We start from the raw sequence: 21,928 nt of genomic DNA on the forward strand, positions 1-21,928 counted from the left end.
TTGAAACTGATTTTATACTTTATTGCTTTCTTTTTGTTCTGTTCATGTGGGAAGAAAGAAACAGTTTTACCTGAGTATAAGTACGTGTTTCTGTCGTATGGTCTTCCGGATTTCAGAAAGCAGAATATTAGAGAAAGAGTTGATGAAAAGTGGAATATCAAACGAATAGCAGTTGCAGGATGCGTGGTTACCAATGAATTAAAAGATAGTGTTGAAATTGAAAACAATAAAACTGATCTTGCGCTTCAACATAAATATGGTAAAGGCTGGCAGGCAAAGTATGAAAAAGACTTTCAGGATTTGTTATCGAAAGAGGTTGATGTAATGGATGTTTTAATTTTAAATAAATCATTTCGTACAAATTTGAATAAATGTAAAATTCCAATTGATGAAATCGAACGAACAATACGACCAACAATGAATTCCGATGTCTATACCGTAGATGTTTTTAATTATGAAAATCCAGAAAAGATATGCTTTAGGATGGAAGTTGACATTAAAAAACGAACTATAAAAAATATAAATATAAAAAATCACAACTAATTTATGAATCAAAATGTAATATCGATTGTTTTAGGAGGTGGCAGAGGTACAAGATTGTTTCCGCTTACTTATTCAAGATCAAAGCCGGCTGTTCCTATTGCAGGGAAATACAGATTGGTAGATATTCCGATTTCAAACTGTCTGAATTCGGGGATGAACAAGATTCTTGTTTTAACCCAGTTTAATTCAGCATCGCTCAACTCACACATCAAAAATTCTTTTCACTTTGATATTTTCAGTAAAGGTTTTGTAGATATTTTGGCAGCTGAGCAGAATGTAGAAAACGAAAACTGGTATCAGGGAACCGCGGATGCCGTGAGACAGTCTATGAAGCATCTTGAGAAATATGACTACGAATATATTCTGATTTTATCGGGTGACCAGCTCTATCAGATGGATTTTCAGGAAATGCTCGATTTTCATATTGAAAAAGGCGGTGATGTTACCATTGCTACAATTCCGGTTAACGCAAAAGATGCTACGGGTTTCGGAATTTTAAGTTCTGATGACGAAGGTAATATAACTTCGTTCGTTGAGAAGCCAGGCTACGATATGCTGAACGGCTTACAGTCGGAAGTTTCAGACGAAAATAAGCAGAAAGGAAAAGAATATCTCGCATCAATGGGAATTTATATCTTTACTAAATCGATGCTGAAAAAAATGTTTGAAGATGGTGCAGGAGATGATTTCGGAAAAGATATTATTCCAAACGCTATCGGGAAATACACCACATTAAGCTATCAGTATGAAGGTTACTGGACCGATATCGGAACCATCGAATCTTTCTACGAGGCCAATTTAGATTTATGTCAGGATTTCCCTCAGTTTAATTTATTTTCAAGTTCGCCAATTTTTACAAGAGCAAGAATGCTTCCGCCATCAAAAATTAACGGATCTTACGTAAGCAAGGCTGTTTTTGGTGACGGATGCATCATCATGGCAGATAAAATCGAAAATTCTTTGATTGGGAACCGTACCAGAATTGATAAAGGAAGCACGATTGTGAATTCTTATGTGATGGGATCAGATTTCTATCAGAATACAGCAGAAATTGTGGAAAATGACAAAAACGGCTATCCAAACATGGGTATCGGAAAATACTGTTACATCGAAAAGACAATCATTGATAAAAACTGTTACATCGGAGACAACGTAAGAATTATCGGAGGAAGACACATTCCTGATGGTGACTACGGCACGCACTCCGTTCAGGATGGAATTGTAGTTGTGAAAAAAGGAGCAGTTCTGCATTCCGGAACGCACATCGGTTAAAAAGCGGGAAGTCTGATGATGGAAGATGGAAGTCTGACGATGGGAGTCAGGAAGTTTTTTTGAGTTGATTTTAAAATAAATTAGATCTAAAAATGCAAGATTAAACACCCTTCATCCAGCATCCAGCACCCCTCTAAAAAGAGTGATCAACATATTGGTCACTCTTTTTATTTATCCTATTTTTGTGCTATGCGTTTACTGAAATTTTTAGCAGTTATCATTTTACTTTTGATAGGAGCATACACTGCTTCTATGTACTTTTTTGTGGATGAAAACAAAGATTTTACCATCGAAAGACAGGTAGATTATCCATTGGAGAAAGTATATTCTCAATTTGATAATCTGCAGAGTTTTACAAGGTGGAATAATTATTTTTCAAATTCAAAAACCATCAAAATAGATTACTATTCGCCTTATGAAGGAGAGGGAAGCGCTATCAGTTACAAAGATCCCGTTAGAGACAGCGATGGTGAAATGTTTATCCGTTTTGCAAGTAAAGATAAAGGATTGAGGTATCAGCTTTTTGAAGATGATAATGAAAATCCGACTGTCATTGAGGTTAAATTTAAAAAAGTTTCAGAAAATCAGACGCATATCAAATGGGTAGTTCATACTCCGAAACTTCCCGTTTGGACACGTGTACAAAACTTCTGGACTGAAGACCGTTTTACAGAAAACATCGATAAAAGTATGGTCAACCTCAAAAATGTTTTGGGGAATAAAGTGGAAAAAGACAACCAGCTTGCAGCCATAAAGTACGACAGCATCATGGTTGAAAAAGATGAGAGTCAGATGCTTTTGGGGATTAACGTAAGTGCTTCCAATAAAAAAGATGCACTGTACAGAAATTTAACGATGAACTATAACAAAGTCTATAATTTTGTGACTATTGATTTAGGTAAAAAGGATGATGAATTTGGATTTCCTATGATGATCTCTGATCCCGATAATTTTAAAGATAAAGAAATTTCTTACTATTTGGGAATTCCTTTGAGCAAAAAAGAGGGTGTTACAGATAATAATTTCAGCTTCCGAACCGTGAATGGATCAGAGAAATATATTATTTATTACAGAGGTAGTTTTGAAGGATCTGTAAAAGCAGTTCAGCAGTTGGTTCAGAAGGCGAAGAAAGATGAATTCAGGTATGGGGATGTCTCTCATACTTTCATAGAACCTCCCGTTGAGAATCAGAACATCAATGTGAAGATTTCTTTGTCAGTTTTTAAATAAAATGTCAAATATCATATTTTTCTTTTCATTTTTTAAGGTTTTTCTAACATTTTACCTCACATTTTTTTGTTAAATTTGAAGATTAATTCGAAACATAAATTTAAATAACAGATATACTGTAATAATGGACAGATTTTCATTCCTAAACGCAGCTCATTCTCAGTTAATTGAGGATTTATACCAACAATACCTGAAATTTCCGGACTCTTTAGAACCATCATGGAAAGCCTTTTTTCAAGGCTTTGATTTTGCGTTAGAGAACTATTCTGATGAAGAAGACATCCGTGAGATTAAAAATTCGGGGAATTCTACTCCTGCAGCAGTTCAGCAGATCTCGCAGGCTGCTTCAAACGGTGAAGTTCCGGAGCACATCAAGAAGGAATTTAAGGTGGTAAATCTTATTGAGGCGTACAGAACGAGAGGTCACCTTTTCACAAAAACAAATCCTGTACGTGAAAGAAGACATCATACTCCAACTTTGGATATAGAAAATTTCGGTCTGGAAAAGTCAGATTTAAATACAAAATTCAACGTTGCTGTTGAGACAGGTATGAAAGGTCCTGCAACTTTACAGGAAATTATCACTCATCTTGAAAACATCTACTGCGACTCTATCGGAATCGAGTATATGCACATCAACAACGTTCAGGAAAAAGATTTCATCAAACAGTGGATTCAGGTAAACGAAAACCATCCAAGTCTTAATGCGAACGAAAAAACTGAAATTTTACTAAAATTAAATCAGGCAGTTGCATTTGAAAACTATCTTCACACAAAATTCGTAGGTCAGAAAAGATTCTCACTGGAAGGTGGTGAAACTTTAATTCCGGCTTTGGATCAGTTGATCTCAAGATCTTCTCAACTTGGTGTTGATGAGGTTGTTTTGGGGATGGCTCACAGAGGAAGACTGAATGTATTGACCAATATTTTTGGTAAATCTTACAAACAGATTTTCTCGGAATTTGAAGGAAAAGAATTTGAAGAAGATGTATTTTCCGGTGATGTTAAATATCACTTAGGTTCATCTAAAAAAATTAAAACTGCTTCGGGAGAAGAGGTTTCTATCAATTTAACTCCAAACCCGTCTCACTTAGAAACGGTTGCAGCTTTGGTGGAGGGCATCTGCCGTGCAAAAGTAGATGATAAGTATAAAGATTATTCTAAAGTTTTACCAATCATTATTCATGGTGATGGTGCTTTAGCTGGACAAGGTATTGCTTACGAAGTTGCTCAGATGATGACTTTGGAAGGTTACAAAACTGGCGGAACGGTTCATATCGTTGTAAATAATCAGGTTTCTTTTACAACCAACTATTTGGATGCAAGATCTTCTACTTACTGTACAGACGTTGCGAAAGTGACAGAATCTCCTGTAATGCACGTAAATGCAGACGACGCAGAAGCAGTAGTTCATGCTATTCATTTTGCTGCTGATTTCAGAGCCAAATTTGGTAAAGACGTTTACATTGATTTATTAGGATATAGAAAATATGGTCATAACGAAGGTGATGAACCAAGATTTACACAGCCTAATTTATACAAATTAATCTCAAAGCACCCGAATCCGAGAGAAATCTACAAAGATCTTCTATTGAAAGAAAATGTAGTTTCTAATGATTTGATTGCTAAAATGGAAGCGGATTTCAAAAATCTTTTAGATAAGGATTTTGATGCTTCAAAAGAAATCGAGAAAAACGTAATGGATATCTTCATGGCGGATGACTGGACTAATTTCCCAATCGGAAAAAGAGGTGCAGTACAGGAAGCTGTTGATACAAAATATGATTTAGAAAAACTGAAAGAATTGGCAATCAAAATGTCAACTCTTCCTGCAGATAAAAAGTTCTTAAACAAAATTACAAGACTTTTTGATAACAGAGTCAAAGCGATTGAAGGGAACAATTTAGATTGGGCTCTTGGAGAATGGCTAGCTTATGCTACACTTTTGGTAGAAGGTCACAACATCAGAATTTCCGGTGAAGATGTGGAGAGAGGAACATTCTCTCACAGACACGCCGTTGTTAAAACTGAAGATACTGAGGAAGAATATGTTCCTTTAAAAGAAGTTTCAGACAGCAGATTTGATGTTTTCAATTCTCACCTTTCTGAATACGGAGTTTTAGGGTTCGATTATGGTTATGCAATGGCTTCTCCTAATACACTGACGATTTGGGAAGCTCAGTTTGGAGATTTCGTAAACGGTGCTCAGATTATTGTTGATCAATATTTGGCTGCAGCAGAAGAAAAATGGAAAATTCAGGATGGTTTGGTAATGTTATTACCTCACGGTTCGGAAGGTCAGGGTGCAGAACACTCTTCAGCAAGACTTGAAAGGTTCTTAACACTTTGTGCGAACGAAAATATGGTTGTGGCGAATATCACTTCTCCAGCCAATTATTTCCACTTGTTGAGAAGACAGTTGAAATGGTCATTCAGAAAGCCGTTAATTGTGATGAGTCCAAAATCATTGTTAAGACATCCAAAAGTGGTTTCTCCATTGGAAGATTTCTCAAACAAAGGATTCCAGCCAATTTTAGATGATCCAACTGCAGATCCTGCAAAAATTGAAAAATTAGTGTTGTGTTCAGGTAAATTATACTTCGAGCTATTGGCTAAAAAAGAAGAACTAAATTGCGAAAACGTTGCATTGGTAAGATTTGAGCAGTTATATCCGCTTCAAAATGATGCTATCGAAGCTGTATTTGCTAAATATTCAAACAGAACTTCATTGGTTTGGGCTCAGGAAGAACCTGAAAACATGGGTGCATGGTCTTATATCCTGAGAAATTTCAGAGATACTGGAATTCAGGTAGTTTCTCCGGTACAAAGTGGTGCACCGGCTCCTGGAAGTCATAAAATGTTTGAGAAAAACCAAAATGCTGTAATCAACCGAGTTTTCGACAGAGACGACGCTCCAGTAAAAAGACCTGTAACAGCTTAACAATAGAAATTAATGATTAGAGGATAGAAATTAGATATAAAAATAAAAGTTTAGTCTTGTATCTGATGTCTATATTCTCTTAGTCTAAAAACTTAATATCAATTAAAAAAATAAAAAATACGATATGTCAATTTTAGAAATGAAAGTTCCTTCACCGGGAGAATCAATTACAGAAGTTGAAATTGCAACTTGGCTTGTAAAAGATGGTGATTACGTAGAAAAAGATCAACCTATCGCTGAAGTAGATTCAGACAAGGCAACATTAGAATTACCGGCAGAAGAAAGTGGTGTTATCACATTAAAAGCTGAAGAAGGTGATGTGGTACAGGTTGGTCAGGTTGTTTGTTTAATTGATAGAGACGCTGCAAAACCTTCGGGTGGTGCTGCTCCTGCTGCTGAAGCTCCAAAACAGGAAGAGGCGCCTAAAGCTGCTGAACCTGCAAAAACAGAAGCTCCAAAACCAGCTCCGGTTGCTGCTCAGTCTTACGCTGCAGGAACTCCTTCACCAGCTGCGAAGAAAATTCTTGACGAAAAAGGAATTGATGCTTCTCAGGTTTCAGGATCTGGAAGAGACGGGAGAATCTCTAAATCTGATGCTGAATTAGCTGCTAAACCTGCAATGGGTGGAAGCTCTCTTTCTGCAACAGGTGCAAGATCTACTACAACAACTAAACTTTCGGTTCTTAGAAGAAAAATCGCTCAGAGATTGGTTTCTGTAAAAAACGAAACGGCAATGTTGACGACTTTCAACGAAGTTGATATGTCTGAAATTTTCAGATTAAGAAAACAATATAAAGAAGAATTCGGTCAAAAGCACGGGGTTGGACTTGGTTTCATGTCTTTCTTCACAAAAGCAGTTACCAGAGCTTTACAATTATATCCTGATGTGAATGCTTCTATCGACGGAGACTTCAAAATTAACTACGATTTCTGCGATATTTCAATTGCAGTTTCTGGTCCTAAAGGTTTGATGGTTCCTGTATTGAGAAACGCTGAAAATATGTCTTTCGCAAACGTTGAAGGAAACATTAAAGATTTGGCAATCAAAGTAAGAGACGGTAAAATTACGGTTGACGAAATGACTGGCGGTACTTTCACCATTACAAACGGTGGTACTTTCGGATCAATGTTATCAACGCCGATCATCAACCCACCTCAATCTGCAATCTTGGGAATGCACAACATTATCCAGAGACCGGTTGCGGTTGACGGACAGGTGGTAATCAGACCAATGATGTATGTTGCAATGTCTTATGACCACAGAATTATCGACGGTAAAGAGTCTGTAGGATTCCTTGTTGCGGTAAAAGAAGGTATAGACAATCCGGTAGAAATTCTATTGGGTGGAGACGAAAGAAAAGGTCTTGGGCTTTAATTAAATCTTAATTTAAATAAAACTAAGAAACCCCGTCTTCAAAAAAGGCGGGGTTTTTGTATCTTAAAAATCAAATTATTACGATGTTTTCTAAAATTACTTCCAATATAAAAGTTTCCGTCGTCCCCGAATACGATAGCAAAAACTCGTATCCGTCTGAAAACAGATACGTTTTTAAGTACAACATCGTGATTGAGAACTGCAGCGATTTTCCCATAAAAATCATGAAACGCAAGTGGTTGATTTTTGATGTGGGATTTGGTTTCACCGAAGTGGTGGGTGATGGTGTCATAGGCCTCACTCCAGAGCTTCAGTCGGGTGAAACCTTCACGTATTTTTCAAATGTGATGCTAAGATCAGGAGTCGGAAATATGAGTGGCAAATACCTGGTGAAAAACCTTGATACAGAAGAAAATTTTGAAATTGATATTCCAAAATTTAATTTACTGACTGAAATCCTGCAAAACTAAAAGAATTTAAAGTTTTTTAATTTTAGCTTTCATTACATCAGCAATTTCATCATTGCTTGTAATGAAAAGTTTCTCAAATGCCAAAAGAGAAATTTTGGCGCATACTTCTGCATCATCGCCTGCTCTGTGATGATTAAAACTTAAATTGTGATGCTCTGCGAGAGGCTTTAAACCATATTTTGGAAGATAATTCCATGATTTTTTTGCGATTTGGATACTGCAAAGGTAGTTAAGGCTTGGAGTAAAAATTCCATAATGATTGAGGCATCCGCGAAGAACTCCGGCATCAAACGCGGCATTGTGAGCAATCATCAGCGTTCCGTACATTAAATCATTAATTTCATACCAGATTTCATCAAACGTAGGAGCATCTTTCACGTCTTCAGGATAAATTCCGTGTACATCAATGTTTCTAGGGCTAAAATAGGGATAACTTGGTGGTTTTATCAACCATGTTTTTGTCTCTACAATTTCAGAATTCTGAACAACGCAAATGCCCACCTCACAGGCTGAGCTTCGGTCGAAAGTTGCAGTTTCAAAATCTATTGCGCAGAAATCCATTATTTTGTTTAGGGTTTAGGGTTTAGGGTTTAGGGTTTAAAGTTTAAAGTTTACAAATTTACGATTTTCAGTCTGAAGCTACTGTTATAACTCACTTTTCACGCTCGAATTGTGAATCTCAAATCTCAAATCTCAAATTGCCTCGTCAATGTATCAACTTTTTTCAGAAGAGTAGGGATTCTATAATTTCCGTGCATTTTTTTAATCAAATCAAAGGCAGTTTCCATTTCAATTCCTACACTTGAAATATACAAAGGAGTTTTACTTTCGCCTCTGTTTAATTCCATCTTAAGCTTTTCAACGGTCGCAAAATTGGTTTTAGCAACGCCGATTACTGGAATTTTGCCTTCTAAACTATCAAATAAATGTTTTCCCAAACCTGCTTTAAAATTATCATCAAGATATACAAAGCCATCAATAACAATACACGAAATATTGTTAATTTTAGTTTTTATTTTATCTAAAAGGCTCAGAATACAAGGCAATTCTCTTTTATAAAATTCTCCCGGAATATATTCTGTAATTCCTTCTTTGACCTCTGAAAATTCATAATCTGCAACTTCTGCATCCCAATTTTCAAAGGCAAGACATATCGTATTGGCTTTATCTCCATCAAAATAAAAGGTATCAAAAACAAGATTCATTATTTTAAAAAATGTTTAAAAATTAACCATTTAGTCTGATAATATTTTTCTTTTTGAAACTTCTGTCTGCGTTTCAAAGTTTCTGGAAGCTGAGCGTAAAAGCCAAAATGCCCTCTTGCCACAGCCCAAAGATGGGAAAAACCGTTTTTGTAAGCGAAGTAAAATGATGCAACTCCGTCAAGACACAATCTGAAAAATATCAACCAAATCAGTTTAGGAAAAGGCAAATTTTTCAACATCATTGAAAGATTATTTCTGATATTTAAATATGTTTTCTGAGCACTTTGCTTGTTTAAAGTTCCGCCTCCAACGTGATAAACGTGAGATTTCTCTGTATAAAAAATCTTTTTTCCAGAGTTGATTAATCTCCAGCATAAATCAATTTCTTCCTGATGAGCGAAGAATCTTTCATCAAAGCCTTTCTGCGTCCAAAAATCTTCAGAACGGATAAAAAGACAACATCCTGAAGCCCAGAATATTTCGTTTTCGTCGTTGTACTGGCCATGATCTTTTTCCACATCGTCAAAAACTCTTCCACGGCAGTAAGGATAGCCTAAATTGTCTATCAAACCACCTGCAGCACCGGCAAATTCAAAATATTCTCTGTTGTTAAAAGATAAAATTTTTGGTTGAATCGCAGCGATAGAAGAATCTTTTTCAAATAAATTTAAAACCGGATCAATCCAGTTTTCGGTAACTTCCACATCAGAGTTGAGAAGACAGTAAATTTCAGCATTGATATGTTTTAAACCTTCATTGTAACCACCTGCAAAGCCATAATTTTTATCGTTTACAATTACTTTGACCGTCGGAAATTGTTGATTTAAATAAGAAACCGAATTATCATCTGAATGATTGTCGATAACAAAAATTTCGGTGTTTGGTGAAAATTTAATTACTGAAGGTAAAAATTTTTCAAGCCAGCTTTTACCGTTCCAGTTGAGAATAACTACAGCGATTTTTGACTTCATAAATTGGTTTTTACAGCATCAAAATTTTTAATTGCAGACTGATATTTCCATTTTCTGTGAGACCACAGATAATTGTCAGGATATTTATTGATGGTATTTTCCAAATGTTTATGAAATTTTCTTACTACTTCATTTTCTACAAATTTTTCTCCGTCGGGATAGATTCTGTAATAATTTACCTGATAATGTCCGCGTTTTACCTTTTTCATTTCACAGTAAATCACTGCCATATCGAGACGTGTTGCCAGTTTATCATATCCTATGAAGGCCGGAGTTCTCTGATTCAGAAATTCCAATCCATAATTCACATGAGCAACATGCGGTGTCTGATCTGCAACAAAAAGAAATACAGAATCGCCATCATTCGGCGTTCTGAAAATTTTCATAATCACTTCTTTGGCTTCCACAGCTTCGTTTCCAAAATTGTTTCGCACTTTTTTCATCTCATTTTCCCAGAAATTGCTGTTTACTTTTCTGTATACGGGATGGGTATGATTTTGAGGTGTAACTCTTGCCAAGGCATTCATCCATTCCCAGTTGAATACGTGTCCGGCCATCAAAATCACATTTTTTCCTTCAGCCTTTGTGTCGTGAAAGTGGTGTTGATTGATGTGCTGCATTCTTACCCTCGCTTCTGTCTCAGACATCGTAAAAGATTTCACGGTTTCGGCAAGATAATCGAAGAAGTTTCGGTAAAATTTCTTTCTGATTTTGGCGATTTCCTCAATACTTTTGTCAGGGAAAGATTTCACCAGATTTTCAGTAATAACTTTTTTTCTGTAACCAATAAAATAATAATTGATGTAGAAAAACAAATCTGAAAAAACATATAGTACTTTCAGAGGGAGTCTTGAAATGAGATAGAGTATTTTAATGAGAATATTCATAGAGTACACAAATATAATGATTAAAAAAATCACGGCGTTATGTTTGATAAAAGTAAACCTGAAAAATGTAAATTTCTTAGTTTTGAGAACTGTTTGCGCCCGAAAATTAATCTGAACGTAAAGAAATCTGCCGTTTTCTATTTTAAAATTTTTAGGTTTTTGGATTGAAATTGATGAAATCTTAACATAATTATTTAACTTAGCTACTGTTTTTTAATTTAATATAAATGAAACGAAATATAAAAATAATTGGAGCGCTCGTTTTTTTGCTTGCAGGAAATCTCGTTTATGCTCAGAATGAAGTTAAGGTCGAAGAAAGGGAAAATGATAAATCTTTATTGGTAAAAACGGATCATAAAGAATTGGATGCTGAAGCTAAAAAGAAAGCTGCAGCAGAAGAAAAAGCAAAGCTTCCCAAGCCTTATGATGCAAAAGCTGATGCTGAAAAAGATATTCAAACGCTGATTGCGAAAGCAAAAAAAGAAAAGAAAAATATCATGATACAAGCCGGTGGGAACTGGTGTATCTGGTGTCTGAGATTCAATCAATATGTGCAGACTACGCCGGAACTGAAGAAATTGGTTGATGATAATTATCTTTATTATCATTTGAACTGGTCTCCAGACAATAAAAATGAAAAGATTTTTGCTAAATATGGCAATCCGGGAGATAAGTTGGGATATCCGGTATTCATAGTTTTAGATCAAAACGGAAAGCAGATTCACACGCAGGACAGTGCTGTTCTGGAAGATGGAAAAGGCTACGGATTAGAAAAAGTTAAAACTTTTTTTAACAGCTGGAAACCTAAATCATAAATTAAAAACCGGAATTATTTCCGGTTTTTTTTACAGCAATTTTTTAATCCATTTTATTTTTGATTCTGAATAGGGTGGATATTTTAAGTCAGGTTCGCCCCAGGTTGCTCTGTCGAGAACTGCTTTTTGGTGTGAAAAAGTTTCAAAACCAAATTTCCCGTGATAACTTCCCATCCCTGAATTTCCGACACCTCCAAAAGGAAGATTTTCGTTGCCTAAATGCATCATCACGTCGTTGATACAGCCACCTCCGAACGAAATTATGTTGGTGAATTTTTCTTTTTCTTCTGGGTTATCTGAAAAGAGATAAGCAGCCAAGGGTTTTTCATGTTGTAAAATTTCATTTAAAGAACTGTTGAAATCATTAAACTTTACAACAGGCAAAACAGGTCCGAAAATTTCTTCCTGCATCACGTTATCATTCCAATCAATATTTTGCAGAATAGTGGGTTCAATAAATAAGTTTTCTTCTTCAAAAGTCCCTCCGAAATAGATTTTATCCTTATCAATAAGCTTTACAATTCGCTCAAAGTTTTTCTGATTGATAATTCTTGTGTACTGCTCTGAATTATTTTCATATCTAAATTTTTCGATATAAAATTGAAGCTTTTCCAACAATTGATTCTGAATTTTTTCATGAGCCAAAATATAATCGGGAGCGACACAGGTTTGTCCGGCATTGATGAATTTCCCCCATACAATTCTTTTGGCAGCCACATCTAAGTTGGCATCTTCGGTAACGATTGCAGGTGATTTTCCGCCTAATTCCAATGTGACGGGAGTAAGATTTTCTGCGGCAGCTTTGTAGACTATTTTGCCCACTTTTGTGCTTCCGGTAAAGAAGATTTTATCGAATTTTAATTTTAAAATTTCTGTGGTTTCATCAATTCCACCTTCAAAAACATGAATGTAGTTTGAATCAAAATTTTCATTGATGATTTTAGCCATTGCCTTCATTGTATTTTCGGCAACTTCGCTAGGTTTTAAAATGCAACAGTTTCCCGCGGCCAAAGCGGCGATGAGAGGGGAGAACGAGAGTTGATAAGGGTAGTTCCAGGCTCCGATGACCAAAATACATCCCAAAGGCTCAGAATAGATTTTACTTGTCCCAAATTGATTTGCAAGATTGGTTCGGACTTTCTTCGGTTTAGATAAAGAATTAAGATTTTTTAAATAATAATCGATGTCTTTTAAAACAAATGAAATTTCTGTGACGTAAGTTTCAAATCTTGATTTACCGAAATCTTTTGAAATGGCTTCGTAAAACACTTCTTCATTTTCAATAATCAGTTTTTTCAGCTTTTCAAGATTCAACTTTCTGAAATTTAAATATTTGGTCTTTTGAGTTTTAAAAAAATCTCTTTGAGCGGTCAGTATATTTTGATAATTCATTTGGAGTCGATTTGATATTGATAATTTCTGAAAAACTATGCCAATTACCATAAAAAAAACCACCTCTTTCGAAGTGGTTTGTATATTTGAGAAAATCTCTGTAAGTCTTAAGCTTCTTCAGAAGGAGTTTCTTCTACAACTTTAGCTTTTGGAGCAGCTGGTTTAGGAGCTTCTACCGGAGCGTCAGAAACGATATCAAATTCGAAGTTGTACTCAACGTTTCTGTGTAATCTTACGTTTGCAGTAACTTTACCAGTTCTCTTGATTGTATTTCCAGGAATTTTGATGTATTTCTTGTCTACCTGTACACCTGCTTTAGCAAGAGCAGCAGCAAGATCTGCATTGTTGATAGATCCGAATAATTTGTCACCAGTACCTACTTTTGCAGGGATAGTAACAGAAGTTTTCTTCAACTGATCTACGATACCGTTTGCAGTAGCGATCAATTTAGCTTCTTCTTCTTTTCTAGATTCCAAAGTAGCTTCTAAAGCAGCTTTGTTTTTAGGAGTAGCTAAAAGAGCGAAACCTTGAGGTAACAGGAAGTTTCTTGCATATCCTGGCTTTACGCTTACTGTGTCGAATTCAAGACCTAAATTTTCTACGTCTTTTTTTAAGATAATATCCATTGTTGTTGTCCGTTTAAGTGTTCAGAGTTCCGGTTTAATTCGGATTTTCTCATCACATCGTTAGAATTTAATATTAATTCAGCAACAAAAAGCCAAAAGCGAAAGCGCTAATGGCTAATTGCAATTTTTTTATTTCAATAAATCAGCTACGTAAGGTAGTAAAGATAAGTGTCTTGCTCTTTTGATAGCAGAAGAAACTTTTCTCTGATATTTCAAAGAAGTACCAGTGTATCTTCTAGGTAAGATTTTACCTTGCTCGTTTACGAACTGTAATAAGAAATCAGCGTCTTTGTAATCAACGTGCTTGATTCCGAATTTTTTGAATCTACAGTACTTTTTATCAGTTTTGGTATTGATATCAAGTGGTGTAAGGAATTTTACTTCAGATTCTCCACCAGCTGAGGCTTGTTTAGCCATATCGTCTATTGCCATGTCTTTGTCTTTTAAATAATTGGTTAATGATTAAGCTCTAGCCGCTTTTACTTTTGCTCTTCTTGTTACAGCGTACTCGATAGCATGCTTGTCTAGTTTTGTAGTAAGGTAACGGATTACTCTCTCGTCACGTTTGAATGCCAATTCTAAATCAGCAACTACAGTACCTTCTCCTTTAAATTCGATTAAAGTGTAGAATCCGTTCTTTTTCAATTGAATCGGATAAGCCAGTTTTTTTAATCCCCAATTTTCTCTAGTGACAATTTCACAGTTCTTTTCTTTCAAAAGATCTACATACTTGTTCACTGCTTCCTCCACCTGAGACTCAGATAGAACGGGAGTTAAAATGAAAACAGTTTCGTAATTGTTCATAATGTTAAATGAATTTGTTAATTATTTCGAGGTGCAAAAATATAAATTATTTATCAGTTAGACAAACATTATCCATTCAATTACAGTTTTTTGTATTTTCGCAAGCAATAAAACTATAACTAATGAAATTCTTTTTACTTCTCGGCTTATCTCTTTCAGCAACAATTCTTTCTGCGCAGGAAAAAATTATCAGGAAAAACGGAAATCAAATTGAAGTGAAAATCATTGAGGTTGCAAAATGGAAAGTTTCCTACAAAAAGAGCAATAATCCTGATGGTCCGACACATTTAATTGACAAATCAGATATTTATAAAATTGTCTACAGCAATGATAAATCAGATATTTTAGGTAAATTTTCAAATGCTGAGGAAGCGAAAGCTTTGATTGTATCTAAAATTAATGAATTTGGAATTGATCGATACAATAATTTTCAGAAACTAAAGGCTGAGTTTGACGGCAACAATTTAAAAATAAACTCAGTAAACAAAAAAGGAAAAACAGTTGATGAAGGCGATTTCTGGGATTTTGAAAACGTGATAAAATTCCATGAACTTTCTCCAAGAAAAGATGTTTATTATTTGAATATCGTAACCAAGAGATTTAAAAAATCGTCTTCGGAAGTGGATAAGCTCGTTATTAAATTTACCGATTGGCAAGCCGCGGAAGATGTACTTGTTGCTATGAAAGATCTGCAGATTATTTTGAAAAAAGATTAACCCTGCTTTTTATCTTCACTCCTTAATTCATGGAGGAAATTCATTTTCAAAACATCGTACAGAGAATGTCTGCTGACTAAAATGGAGAATAAGGAGGAAACCATTCCTGCCAGCATCAGATGGAAAATCAGAGAATGTCTGTCAGTCATTTCCAGAACGATAATTGCAGAGGTAAACGGAGCTCTCGTGATTCCTGTTAAAAAAGCGACCATTCCGGCAAGAATAACGACGTTTGTTTCATTTGGAGTTAAATGAATCACTCCTGAAATCACAGATCCGATACTTGCTCCAGCTGTCAGTGCAGGAGCGAAAATTCCGCCTGCGCCACCTGAAGTGAAGGAGAGGGCAGGGCCAAGCATTCTCAGGATGGGAACATACCAGTCTTCGTGTTTATCTTTCGTGAAAAGTACACGTTCCATAATTTCCTTGCCTGAACCTAAGATCTCACGGCTGATGAAAAATGAAATGCATGCAATAAGCAAGGCACAGCCAACAAGGAATAAAACATTCGCTCTGTCGGTTTTTAGTTTTCTCTTCTTCCAGTCACTCATTTTCAGCATGGTCACCGCAAGCTGACTTGCGAGAATTCCCGCAATTCCACCCACCAAGATGATTGGAAACATTACCATTAACGAAACGTCACCGGTTTTCGGATAACCTAAATATAAATAAGAACCTGCTAAAGTCTGAGCTGTTAAACCTGCAATAATTACAGCCGTAAAAAGGGCAGTTTTAAAGTAATTGATATGCGTTTTTGAAAGTTCCTCAACAGCGAAAACAATTCCACCGAGAGGAGTGTTGAATGCCGCTGCCAGTCCTGCTGCAGCTCCGGTCATAATCATATTTTTCTTGGAGATTTTCGGCCACCAGTCGGGAAGATATTCGTTCACCTTTCTGAAAACCGATCCCGAAATCTGAATTGTCGGACCTTCACGGCCAACAGCGCCACCACCAATCACCAAAACAACAGATGAAATAATTTTAAAAACAATAATTTTTAAACTTAAAAGACTGCGTATTTTTTTATGTTCTTTGGGGTTGGCCAGTTCTACAGCCGCCATCACCTGCGGAATTCCGCTGCCTTTGGCATTGGGAGCGAATTCTTTGACCAGCCACCATGAAAGTACAAAACCCACCGGCGCGATTAAGAAAATCATCCAGTCATGCCAGTTGAGAATGAAATGAAGCAGATTTTCACCCCACGCAAATATTTTCGCATACATCACGGCAAAAAAACCGGTAATGACCGAGCCTATCCAAAATGGAATTGCCTGAAGAAGATTATTTTTCAGTTGTTCGTTTCGGATGTTGTCAAAAGATTTTTTGAGACCCCGTCGGATGTAGACCAATATTCTACGCATAGCTCAAATCTAAGCTAATTTTTATGAATATGGAAATTTTAAATCTATTTTTGGTAATTAAATTTTAGAATTCATAAAAATTGAGATTATTAATTTAATATATCATTTAGCAGTATTTAGAATAGACAATTAAAGTCCAATTTGTCATGCTGTAAGCGTCTCTATAAAGTTTATTTAGATTCCTACGGAAAGACAAACATTGTGTATTAAATTAAAAAAAAACCTCCGAAAAAATTCCGAAGGTTATATTTAAAATCAGTATCAGGCAATTACTCATTACCCATAACTCATTACTTATATTTCCGTGTTTAGATCCCAGTTTTGCAGATAATCGTGAACGTGTTTCAACATCATTCCGCCTAAAGAACCATCAACAACTCTGTGATCGTAAGAGTGAGACATGAACATCAACTGACGGATTGCGATTACATCACCATCCTTAGTCTCAAGAACTGCAGGTTTCTTAACAATCGCTCCGATAGCCATAATCGCCACCTGAGGCTGAGGAATAATAGGAGTTCCCATTAAATTTCCAAAGCTTCCTACGTTTGAAATCGTGTATGTTGCTCCCTGAGTATCTTCCGGTCTTAATTTTTTATTTCTTGCTCTGTAAGCCAAATCATTTATGGCTTTTGCCAAACCTGAAAGGGATAACTGATCTGCATTTTTAATGACAGGAACAATTAAATTTCCGTCTGGTAAAGCAGTTGCCATACCGATATTGATGTTTTTCTTTTTAATGATGTTGTCACCGTTAATTGAAACATTGATCATCGGGAAATCCTGAATCGCTTTTACAATCGCTTTTACAAAGATTGGCATGAAAGTCAGTTTTTCACCTTCACGTTTCTCAAACATATCTTTGTTCTTCGCTCTCCATTTTACAACGTTGGTAACGTCGGTTTCGATGAAAGAGGTTACGTGTGGAGCAATCTGTTTTGCTTTCACCATGTTTTCAGCGATGATCTTTCTCATTCTGTCCATAGGAATGATCTCGTCACCTGCACCCACAGAAATTGTAGCTGCCGGAGCTGAAGTAGCAGCTGGTGGAGTAGATACTGCCTGAACCGGAGCAGCTTGTTGTGGAGCTGCCTGCTGAGGCTGGTTTCCTCTGTTGGCAACGTGTGCTAAAATATCTTCTTTGGTAATTCTTCCTTCCAAACCGCTTCCTTTGATGGTTTTCAGTTCAGATTCAGAAATATTTTCCTGTTGAGCTATTGATTTTACAAGCGGAGACAAGTAAAGATCTCCTGAAAATTCTACGTGAGAAGTAGCAGTTGGATTCAAAGGCTCTTCAATTGCTTTAATGGTTTCTGCATCCGGAGCTGAAGTTTCAGTTTTTACTTCTTCTGTAGCTGTGTTTCCGCCTTCTCCTTCAATTTCTAAAATAGCGATGGCTTCACCTACTTTTGCAACTTCGTCCTTCTGCTTCAGAATCTTTACAATTTTCCCCGAAACCGGTGTCGGAACGTCTGAATCTACCTTGTCTGTTGCAATTTCTACTACCGAATCATCTTCTTTTACAGTATCACCTTCATTGAATAACCAAGTGATAACAGTAGCTTCCATAACGCCTTCACCCATTGAAGGAAGCAATAATTTGTATTCTGCCATTTTTGAATTTTAGATTTTGACAAATATATAAAAAAAATCGGTTTTTTTACGAAATGTATAATTTTATGAAAACTGAATGAATATTTTTTCGCCCACGTTCAATCCGAAAAGACTTTTAGCACCATTCTTTTTGCTTCCTTTATAAATGGTAAGTTCCAACAGATCACTGTCATTGAAGATCGCTGCAGATTGCCCGTGATACTCTGTCTCACGCTCCCAGTCTGAAACCAGTTCAGTGTGGGTTGAAAATATTTTAGAAAGACTTAAATTTCTGAATTTAATGGTAAAATTTTCCTGTCCGCGACCAATAGTTTCAAAAAATTCTTTGTTGATATTTGAGATTATATTTCCGAAATTATCAATATAAGTCACTTCACCAACCATTATTTTTTCAGATTCATTGTAAACAGGTCTTGGGAAAGAAAGCTGTTTGGCAGAATCTATTTTTCTCCCGATTACTTCAGGAAGTCCGCCGTTGGCTAAATGCACTGCCACAGGAACGAAAACATCGGTAGACGTGAAATTTACCACATCATCAAATCTGTTGTTAAGGGTGATTTCGTAGATGGCTTCAGGTTTAATATCAAAAAAAATCAGACTCAGAACACCGTTGTCGGCAGCAATAAAGTACGATCCATCGGCTTTGTATAGGATGTTTCTCCTTGATTTATGATAAAAACTGTCGGTGGCTATAATGTGAATGCTTCCTTTTGGGAAAAATTTGTAGGCATTTCTTACAATGTGCGAAGTCTGCACCAAATTGAATGCCTGTATGCCGTGCGTAATGTCTGTAATGTTTACTTCACGGTTCAGTGAAAGAATGCTGCCTTTGATGGCTGCAACCCTGTAATCTAAAGTCCCGAAATCTGAGGTAAGTGTAATAATAGACATGAGAAATGCGTAGAAATGCGAAACGCAAAGATATTTAAAAATTAAAAAACAGATGCCCAAATTGTGGAAAAGTATTTGGATAATTTTAGAAAAAATAATTTAACTTTAAAAAATATAAAATAAACTATTTGCATGTTTGAACTGACCTATGATCTGGAAGATGTCGATGTGAAAATCTTCTATGGGGTGAATAACCAATATTTCAATTTAATAAAATCAAGTTTTCCTACTCTTAAAATTACCGGCAGAGACCACTCTGTTTTTGCTATGGGAAATCAGGAAGCTTTAGATATATTTAAACAAAAACTGGACGATATCGTCAAATTTATTTCCAATAATAATTCTATCGGTCTTAAAGATCTTGAAAGTATTCTTAATCTGAAAGACGAAAACGAAAAACAATTGGTTTTCGATCAGGATATTATCGTAAAAGGCGTTAATGGAAAAATCATTAAAGCTAAAACCACCAATCTAAAAAAACTGGTAAAGGAAACCGATAAAAAAGATATGGTCTTCGCCATCGGACCTGCCGGAACCGGTAAAACGTATACAAGTGTTGCTTTAGCTGCTAGAGCGTTAAGAAATAAAGAAGTTAAAAGAATTATTTTGACAAGACCTGCTGTAGAAGCTGGTGAAAGCCTTGGATTTTTGCCTGGTGACCTTAAAGAAAAGCTCGATCCTTACATGCAGCCACTTTATGACGCCTTACGTGATATGATTCCGCATGAGAAGCTGGAAGGTTTCATGGAAAAGAGAGTTATTGAAGTTGCGCCGCTGGCATTTATGAGAGGAAGGACTTTGGATGATGCCTTCGTGATTCTGGATGAAGCTCAGAACACAACGCGTTCCCAAATGAAAATGTTTCTCACCAGAATGGGGATGAATGCCAAGTTTATCATCACGGGCGATCCCAGTCAGGTCGATTTACCGCCAAAACAACAGTCCGGTCTACGTGAAGCGATGAGAATTCTTAAAGATGTGAAAGAGATTGGTTTTGTGCATCTTACAGAAGAAGATGTGGTAAGACATCCGGTTGTGAAAAAAATCATTCTGGCTTACAACGAGGAAGACAAAAAGCAGAGTGAACAATAATTTTGAAAAATAATTAAAAACATTTGGCAGTTCTTGAAATTGTGATATATTTGAAGTCTTAAAATTTGTTAAAAATTTATTAAAAGATGAAAAAACTATTACTTATTGCAGCCGTAGGGTTGCTGGGAACTACAAAGTTAAACGCACAGGAGTTCAGATTTGGACCAAAAGCTGGATTTGCAATGTCAACATTAAAGATTGACGAAAAGCAAGACGATTTAGGAGCTAGAAAAATGAGTCCGAAATATACTTTCTACATTGGTGGAATGGCAGAATACAAAATCAGTGATAAGTTTGGTTTTCAGGCTGAAGCTTTATATTCTCCACTCGGAGCGAAGGAAAAAATTGATGGTATTAATGCTGGGGTAGTATTTGTAGGAGAACAGACAAAAGTAGATTTTGGAACATTATTGTTTCCGGTTTCTGCGAAATATTTTATTACTGAAGGCTTTTCTGTAGCTGCAGGAGCAAACTTTGGTGTTATTCTCTCTGCAAAACAAAAGACCGTAATCGGTTCAGACTTCGCTGATATAGAAATACAAGATGAAAATGGTAATGGTGAAATAGATATCAAAGATGATATTAAATCTTTAAATATTGCTCCTTTCGTAGGTGTAGAATATATGCTGGAAAACGGATTATTCTTTGATGCAAGATACAGTTTGGGTGTTTCAAATCTTTCCAACGACGGAAGTGGGGGTAAAGTTACAAACAGTTTTGCTCAAGTTGGTATAGGTTTTAAATTTGGAGGAAACTAAGATTTAGAATAAATAATATTAAAAAGAATCGTCTTCATGGCGATTCTTTTTTGATTAGATACGATTTATAATTACTCAAATCAGACGTGATATAAATCAGATTGTAAATAATTCAAATCATTTGGCAGTTCTTTAAATTGTGATATATTTGAGCCGTAATTATTTAACTATACAAAAATGAAAAAACTATTAATTATCGCATCATTTGCGATCCTGGGAACTACAGCTGCAACTGCACAGTCGGTAAAATTTGGACCAAAAGCAGGATATTCTTACTCTATGTTGAAAGCAAAAGATGGAGATGGGGCAACATTTAATGCCAACAAATCTACATTCTATGCCGGAGGTTTTGTAGAATATAAATTCAATGATCAGTTTGGTATCATGGGAGAGGTTTTGTATTCGCCAATAGGGGGTAAAGAAGAGCAGACTGCAAGCGGAAGCGCAAACGGAGTATCTGTAAATGCAAGTGCAAAAGTAGATTACAAATTTGGAAGCGTGCAGGTGCCAGTAGGTGTTAAATTTTTCCCGTCTGAAAATTTTGCTATTGCTGCCGGGATGAATTTCGGAATTATTACAACTGCTGAAGGAGAATATTCAGTTTCTGGCTCTACAAGTGGTACAGGGATGGATACCTCAATGACTCAAAATGGAGTGCAGGATATTAAAGATCAAGTGAAAACTTTAAATCTGGCACCTTTCATCGGAGCTGAGTTTACTTTGGAAAACGGATTGTTTTTTGATGCAAGATACAACCTTGGAGTATCTAATTTAGTGAAAAATCCTGCTGATGGAGAAAGTGTGAAAAACAGTTTCGTTCAAGTAGGTATTGGTTTCAAATTTGGAGGAAACTAAAATAGATTCAATTTAAATAAAGTTAAAGCAGAGCATTTTTGTGCTCTGCTTTTTTTGTGCGGCATCGTCTTTGCAGTGTGGTAGGCACTATAAAATAATTTAAACTAAAG

General features: G+C 36.0%; 22 protein-coding genes. 11 read left to right on the forward strand and 11 right to left on the reverse strand.

The genetic code is table 11. The features are described 5' to 3' along the window. The 6 genes from AC2A1G_RS14840 (at nt 1) to apaG (ending at nt 7,831) form a co-directional block, all read left to right on the forward strand. On the forward strand, nt 1-543 hold the full coding sequence (locus AC2A1G_RS14840; protein ID WP_484047694.1) for an FEKKY domain-containing protein: 543 nt from the start codon (nt 1-3) through the stop codon (nt 541-543). Between the two features lie 3 nt (nt 544-546). Further along, complete coding sequence (locus AC2A1G_RS14845) at nt 547-1,815, forward strand: glucose-1-phosphate adenylyltransferase (RefSeq protein ID WP_484047695.1); 1,269 nt, start codon at nt 547-549, stop codon at nt 1,813-1,815. A 189-nt stretch (nt 1,816-2,004) separates the two neighbouring features. Then, on the forward strand, nt 2,005-3,045 hold the full coding sequence (locus tag AC2A1G_RS14850) for an SRPBCC family protein (protein WP_484047696.1): 1,041 nt from the start codon (nt 2,005-2,007) through the stop codon (nt 3,043-3,045). A 124-nt stretch (nt 3,046-3,169) separates the two neighbouring features. Next, the gene (locus AC2A1G_RS14855) at nt 3,170-5,986 is read left to right on the forward strand and encodes a 2-oxoglutarate dehydrogenase E1 component (protein WP_484047697.1); all 2,817 of its coding nucleotides are present in this window, start codon (nt 3,170-3,172) and stop codon (nt 5,984-5,986) included. 124 nt (nt 5,987-6,110) lie between these two features. Continuing rightward, entirely contained in the window at nt 6,111-7,361 is a 1,251-nt protein-coding gene (odhB, locus tag AC2A1G_RS14860) for a 2-oxoglutarate dehydrogenase complex dihydrolipoyllysine-residue succinyltransferase (RefSeq protein ID WP_484047698.1), read from the forward strand. Between the two features lie 83 nt (nt 7,362-7,444). After that, a complete protein-coding gene (gene apaG / locus AC2A1G_RS14865; protein ID WP_484047699.1) occupies nt 7,445-7,831 on the forward strand; it encodes a Co2+/Mg2+ efflux protein ApaG in 387 nt (128 codons plus the stop codon). A gap of 6 nt (nt 7,832-7,837) precedes the next feature. Here the strand turns inward: apaG and AC2A1G_RS14870 are convergent, their stop codons facing one another. The 4 genes from AC2A1G_RS14870 to AC2A1G_RS14885 all read right to left on the reverse strand — a co-directional run bounded on the left by AC2A1G_RS14870 (nt 7,838) and on the right by AC2A1G_RS14885 (nt 10,894). Then, on the reverse strand, nt 7,838-8,392 hold the full coding sequence (locus AC2A1G_RS14870; RefSeq protein ID WP_484047700.1) for a 3'-5' exonuclease: 555 nt from the start codon (nt 8,390-8,392) through the stop codon (nt 7,838-7,840). Between the two features lie 125 nt (nt 8,393-8,517). Next, the gene (locus tag AC2A1G_RS14875) at nt 8,518-9,036 is read right to left on the reverse strand and encodes an endonuclease V (RefSeq protein WP_484047701.1); all 519 of its coding nucleotides are present in this window, start codon (nt 9,034-9,036) and stop codon (nt 8,518-8,520) included. Next, nucleotides 9,036-10,007, reverse strand: a complete 972-nt coding sequence (locus AC2A1G_RS14880; RefSeq protein WP_484047702.1) for a glycosyltransferase family 2 protein — start codon at nt 10,005-10,007, stop codon at nt 9,036-9,038. The genes AC2A1G_RS14875 and AC2A1G_RS14880 overlap by 1 nt, the downstream gene beginning before the upstream one ends. After that, nucleotides 10,004-10,894 carry a lysophospholipid acyltransferase family protein gene (locus AC2A1G_RS14885; protein WP_484047703.1) on the reverse strand — a complete coding sequence of 297 codons (891 nt, stop codon included), beginning with the start codon at nt 10,892-10,894 and terminating at the stop codon, nt 10,004-10,006. The genes AC2A1G_RS14880 and AC2A1G_RS14885 overlap by 4 nt, the downstream gene beginning before the upstream one ends. A gap of 227 nt (nt 10,895-11,121) precedes the next feature. On the opposite strand from AC2A1G_RS14885, the gene AC2A1G_RS14890 reads away from it, so the two are divergent. Then, a complete protein-coding gene (locus AC2A1G_RS14890; RefSeq protein ID WP_484047704.1) occupies nt 11,122-11,709 on the forward strand; it encodes a thioredoxin family protein in 588 nt (195 codons plus the stop codon). A gap of 30 nt (nt 11,710-11,739) precedes the next feature. On the opposite strand, the gene AC2A1G_RS14895 is transcribed toward AC2A1G_RS14890, so the two are convergent. The 4 genes from AC2A1G_RS14895 to rpsF form a co-directional block, all read right to left on the reverse strand. Then, the gene (locus AC2A1G_RS14895; protein ID WP_484047705.1) at nt 11,740-13,101 is read right to left on the reverse strand and encodes an aldehyde dehydrogenase; all 1,362 of its coding nucleotides are present in this window, start codon (nt 13,099-13,101) and stop codon (nt 11,740-11,742) included. Between the two features lie 107 nt (nt 13,102-13,208). After that, complete coding sequence (rplI, locus tag AC2A1G_RS14900) at nt 13,209-13,727, reverse strand: 50S ribosomal protein L9 (RefSeq protein ID WP_056031602.1); 519 nt, start codon at nt 13,725-13,727, stop codon at nt 13,209-13,211. 129 nt (nt 13,728-13,856) lie between these two features. Continuing rightward, complete coding sequence (rpsR, locus tag AC2A1G_RS14905; protein WP_056031600.1) at nt 13,857-14,159, reverse strand: 30S ribosomal protein S18; 303 nt, start codon at nt 14,157-14,159, stop codon at nt 13,857-13,859. Nucleotides 14,160-14,189: 30 nt separating this feature from the next. After that, nucleotides 14,190-14,531 carry a 30S ribosomal protein S6 gene (gene rpsF, locus AC2A1G_RS14910; protein WP_056031598.1) on the reverse strand — a complete coding sequence of 114 codons (342 nt, stop codon included), beginning with the start codon at nt 14,529-14,531 and terminating at the stop codon, nt 14,190-14,192. A 122-nt stretch (nt 14,532-14,653) separates the two neighbouring features. On the opposite strand from rpsF, the gene AC2A1G_RS14915 reads away from it, so the two are divergent. Further along, entirely contained in the window at nt 14,654-15,247 is a 594-nt protein-coding gene (locus AC2A1G_RS14915) for a hypothetical protein (protein WP_484047706.1), read from the forward strand. Here AC2A1G_RS14915 and AC2A1G_RS14920 read toward each other — a convergent pair. From AC2A1G_RS14920 to AC2A1G_RS14930, 3 genes are all read right to left on the reverse strand, one after another. After that, a complete protein-coding gene (locus AC2A1G_RS14920) occupies nt 15,244-16,608 on the reverse strand; it encodes a chloride channel protein (RefSeq protein ID WP_484047707.1) in 1,365 nt (454 codons plus the stop codon). The genes AC2A1G_RS14915 and AC2A1G_RS14920 overlap by 4 nt on opposite strands. A gap of 294 nt (nt 16,609-16,902) precedes the next feature. Further along, nucleotides 16,903-18,222, reverse strand: a complete 1,320-nt coding sequence (locus tag AC2A1G_RS14925) for a dihydrolipoamide acetyltransferase family protein (RefSeq protein WP_484047708.1) — start codon at nt 18,220-18,222, stop codon at nt 16,903-16,905. Nucleotides 18,223-18,285: 63 nt separating this feature from the next. Then, nucleotides 18,286-19,113 carry an SAM hydrolase/SAM-dependent halogenase family protein gene (locus tag AC2A1G_RS14930; protein WP_484047709.1) on the reverse strand — a complete coding sequence of 276 codons (828 nt, stop codon included), beginning with the start codon at nt 19,111-19,113 and terminating at the stop codon, nt 18,286-18,288. Nucleotides 19,114-19,245: 132 nt separating this feature from the next. On the opposite strand from AC2A1G_RS14930, the gene AC2A1G_RS14935 reads away from it, so the two are divergent. The 3 genes from AC2A1G_RS14935 (at nt 19,246) to AC2A1G_RS14945 (ending at nt 21,818) form a co-directional block, all read left to right on the forward strand. Further along, nucleotides 19,246-20,205: a PhoH family protein gene (locus tag AC2A1G_RS14935; protein ID WP_056080585.1), complete on the forward strand. Its 960-nt coding sequence runs from the start codon at nt 19,246-19,248 to the stop codon at nt 20,203-20,205. Between the two features lie 86 nt (nt 20,206-20,291). Beyond that, on the forward strand, nt 20,292-20,963 hold the full coding sequence (locus AC2A1G_RS14940) for a porin family protein (protein ID WP_484047710.1): 672 nt from the start codon (nt 20,292-20,294) through the stop codon (nt 20,961-20,963). Nucleotides 20,964-21,140: 177 nt separating this feature from the next. Continuing rightward, complete coding sequence (locus AC2A1G_RS14945) at nt 21,141-21,818, forward strand: porin family protein (protein WP_484047711.1); 678 nt, start codon at nt 21,141-21,143, stop codon at nt 21,816-21,818. The last annotated feature ends 110 nt before the right edge of the window (nt 21,819-21,928 follow it).

It is taken from the genome of Chryseobacterium sp. HNCC26DJ240, from assembly GCF_057180485.1.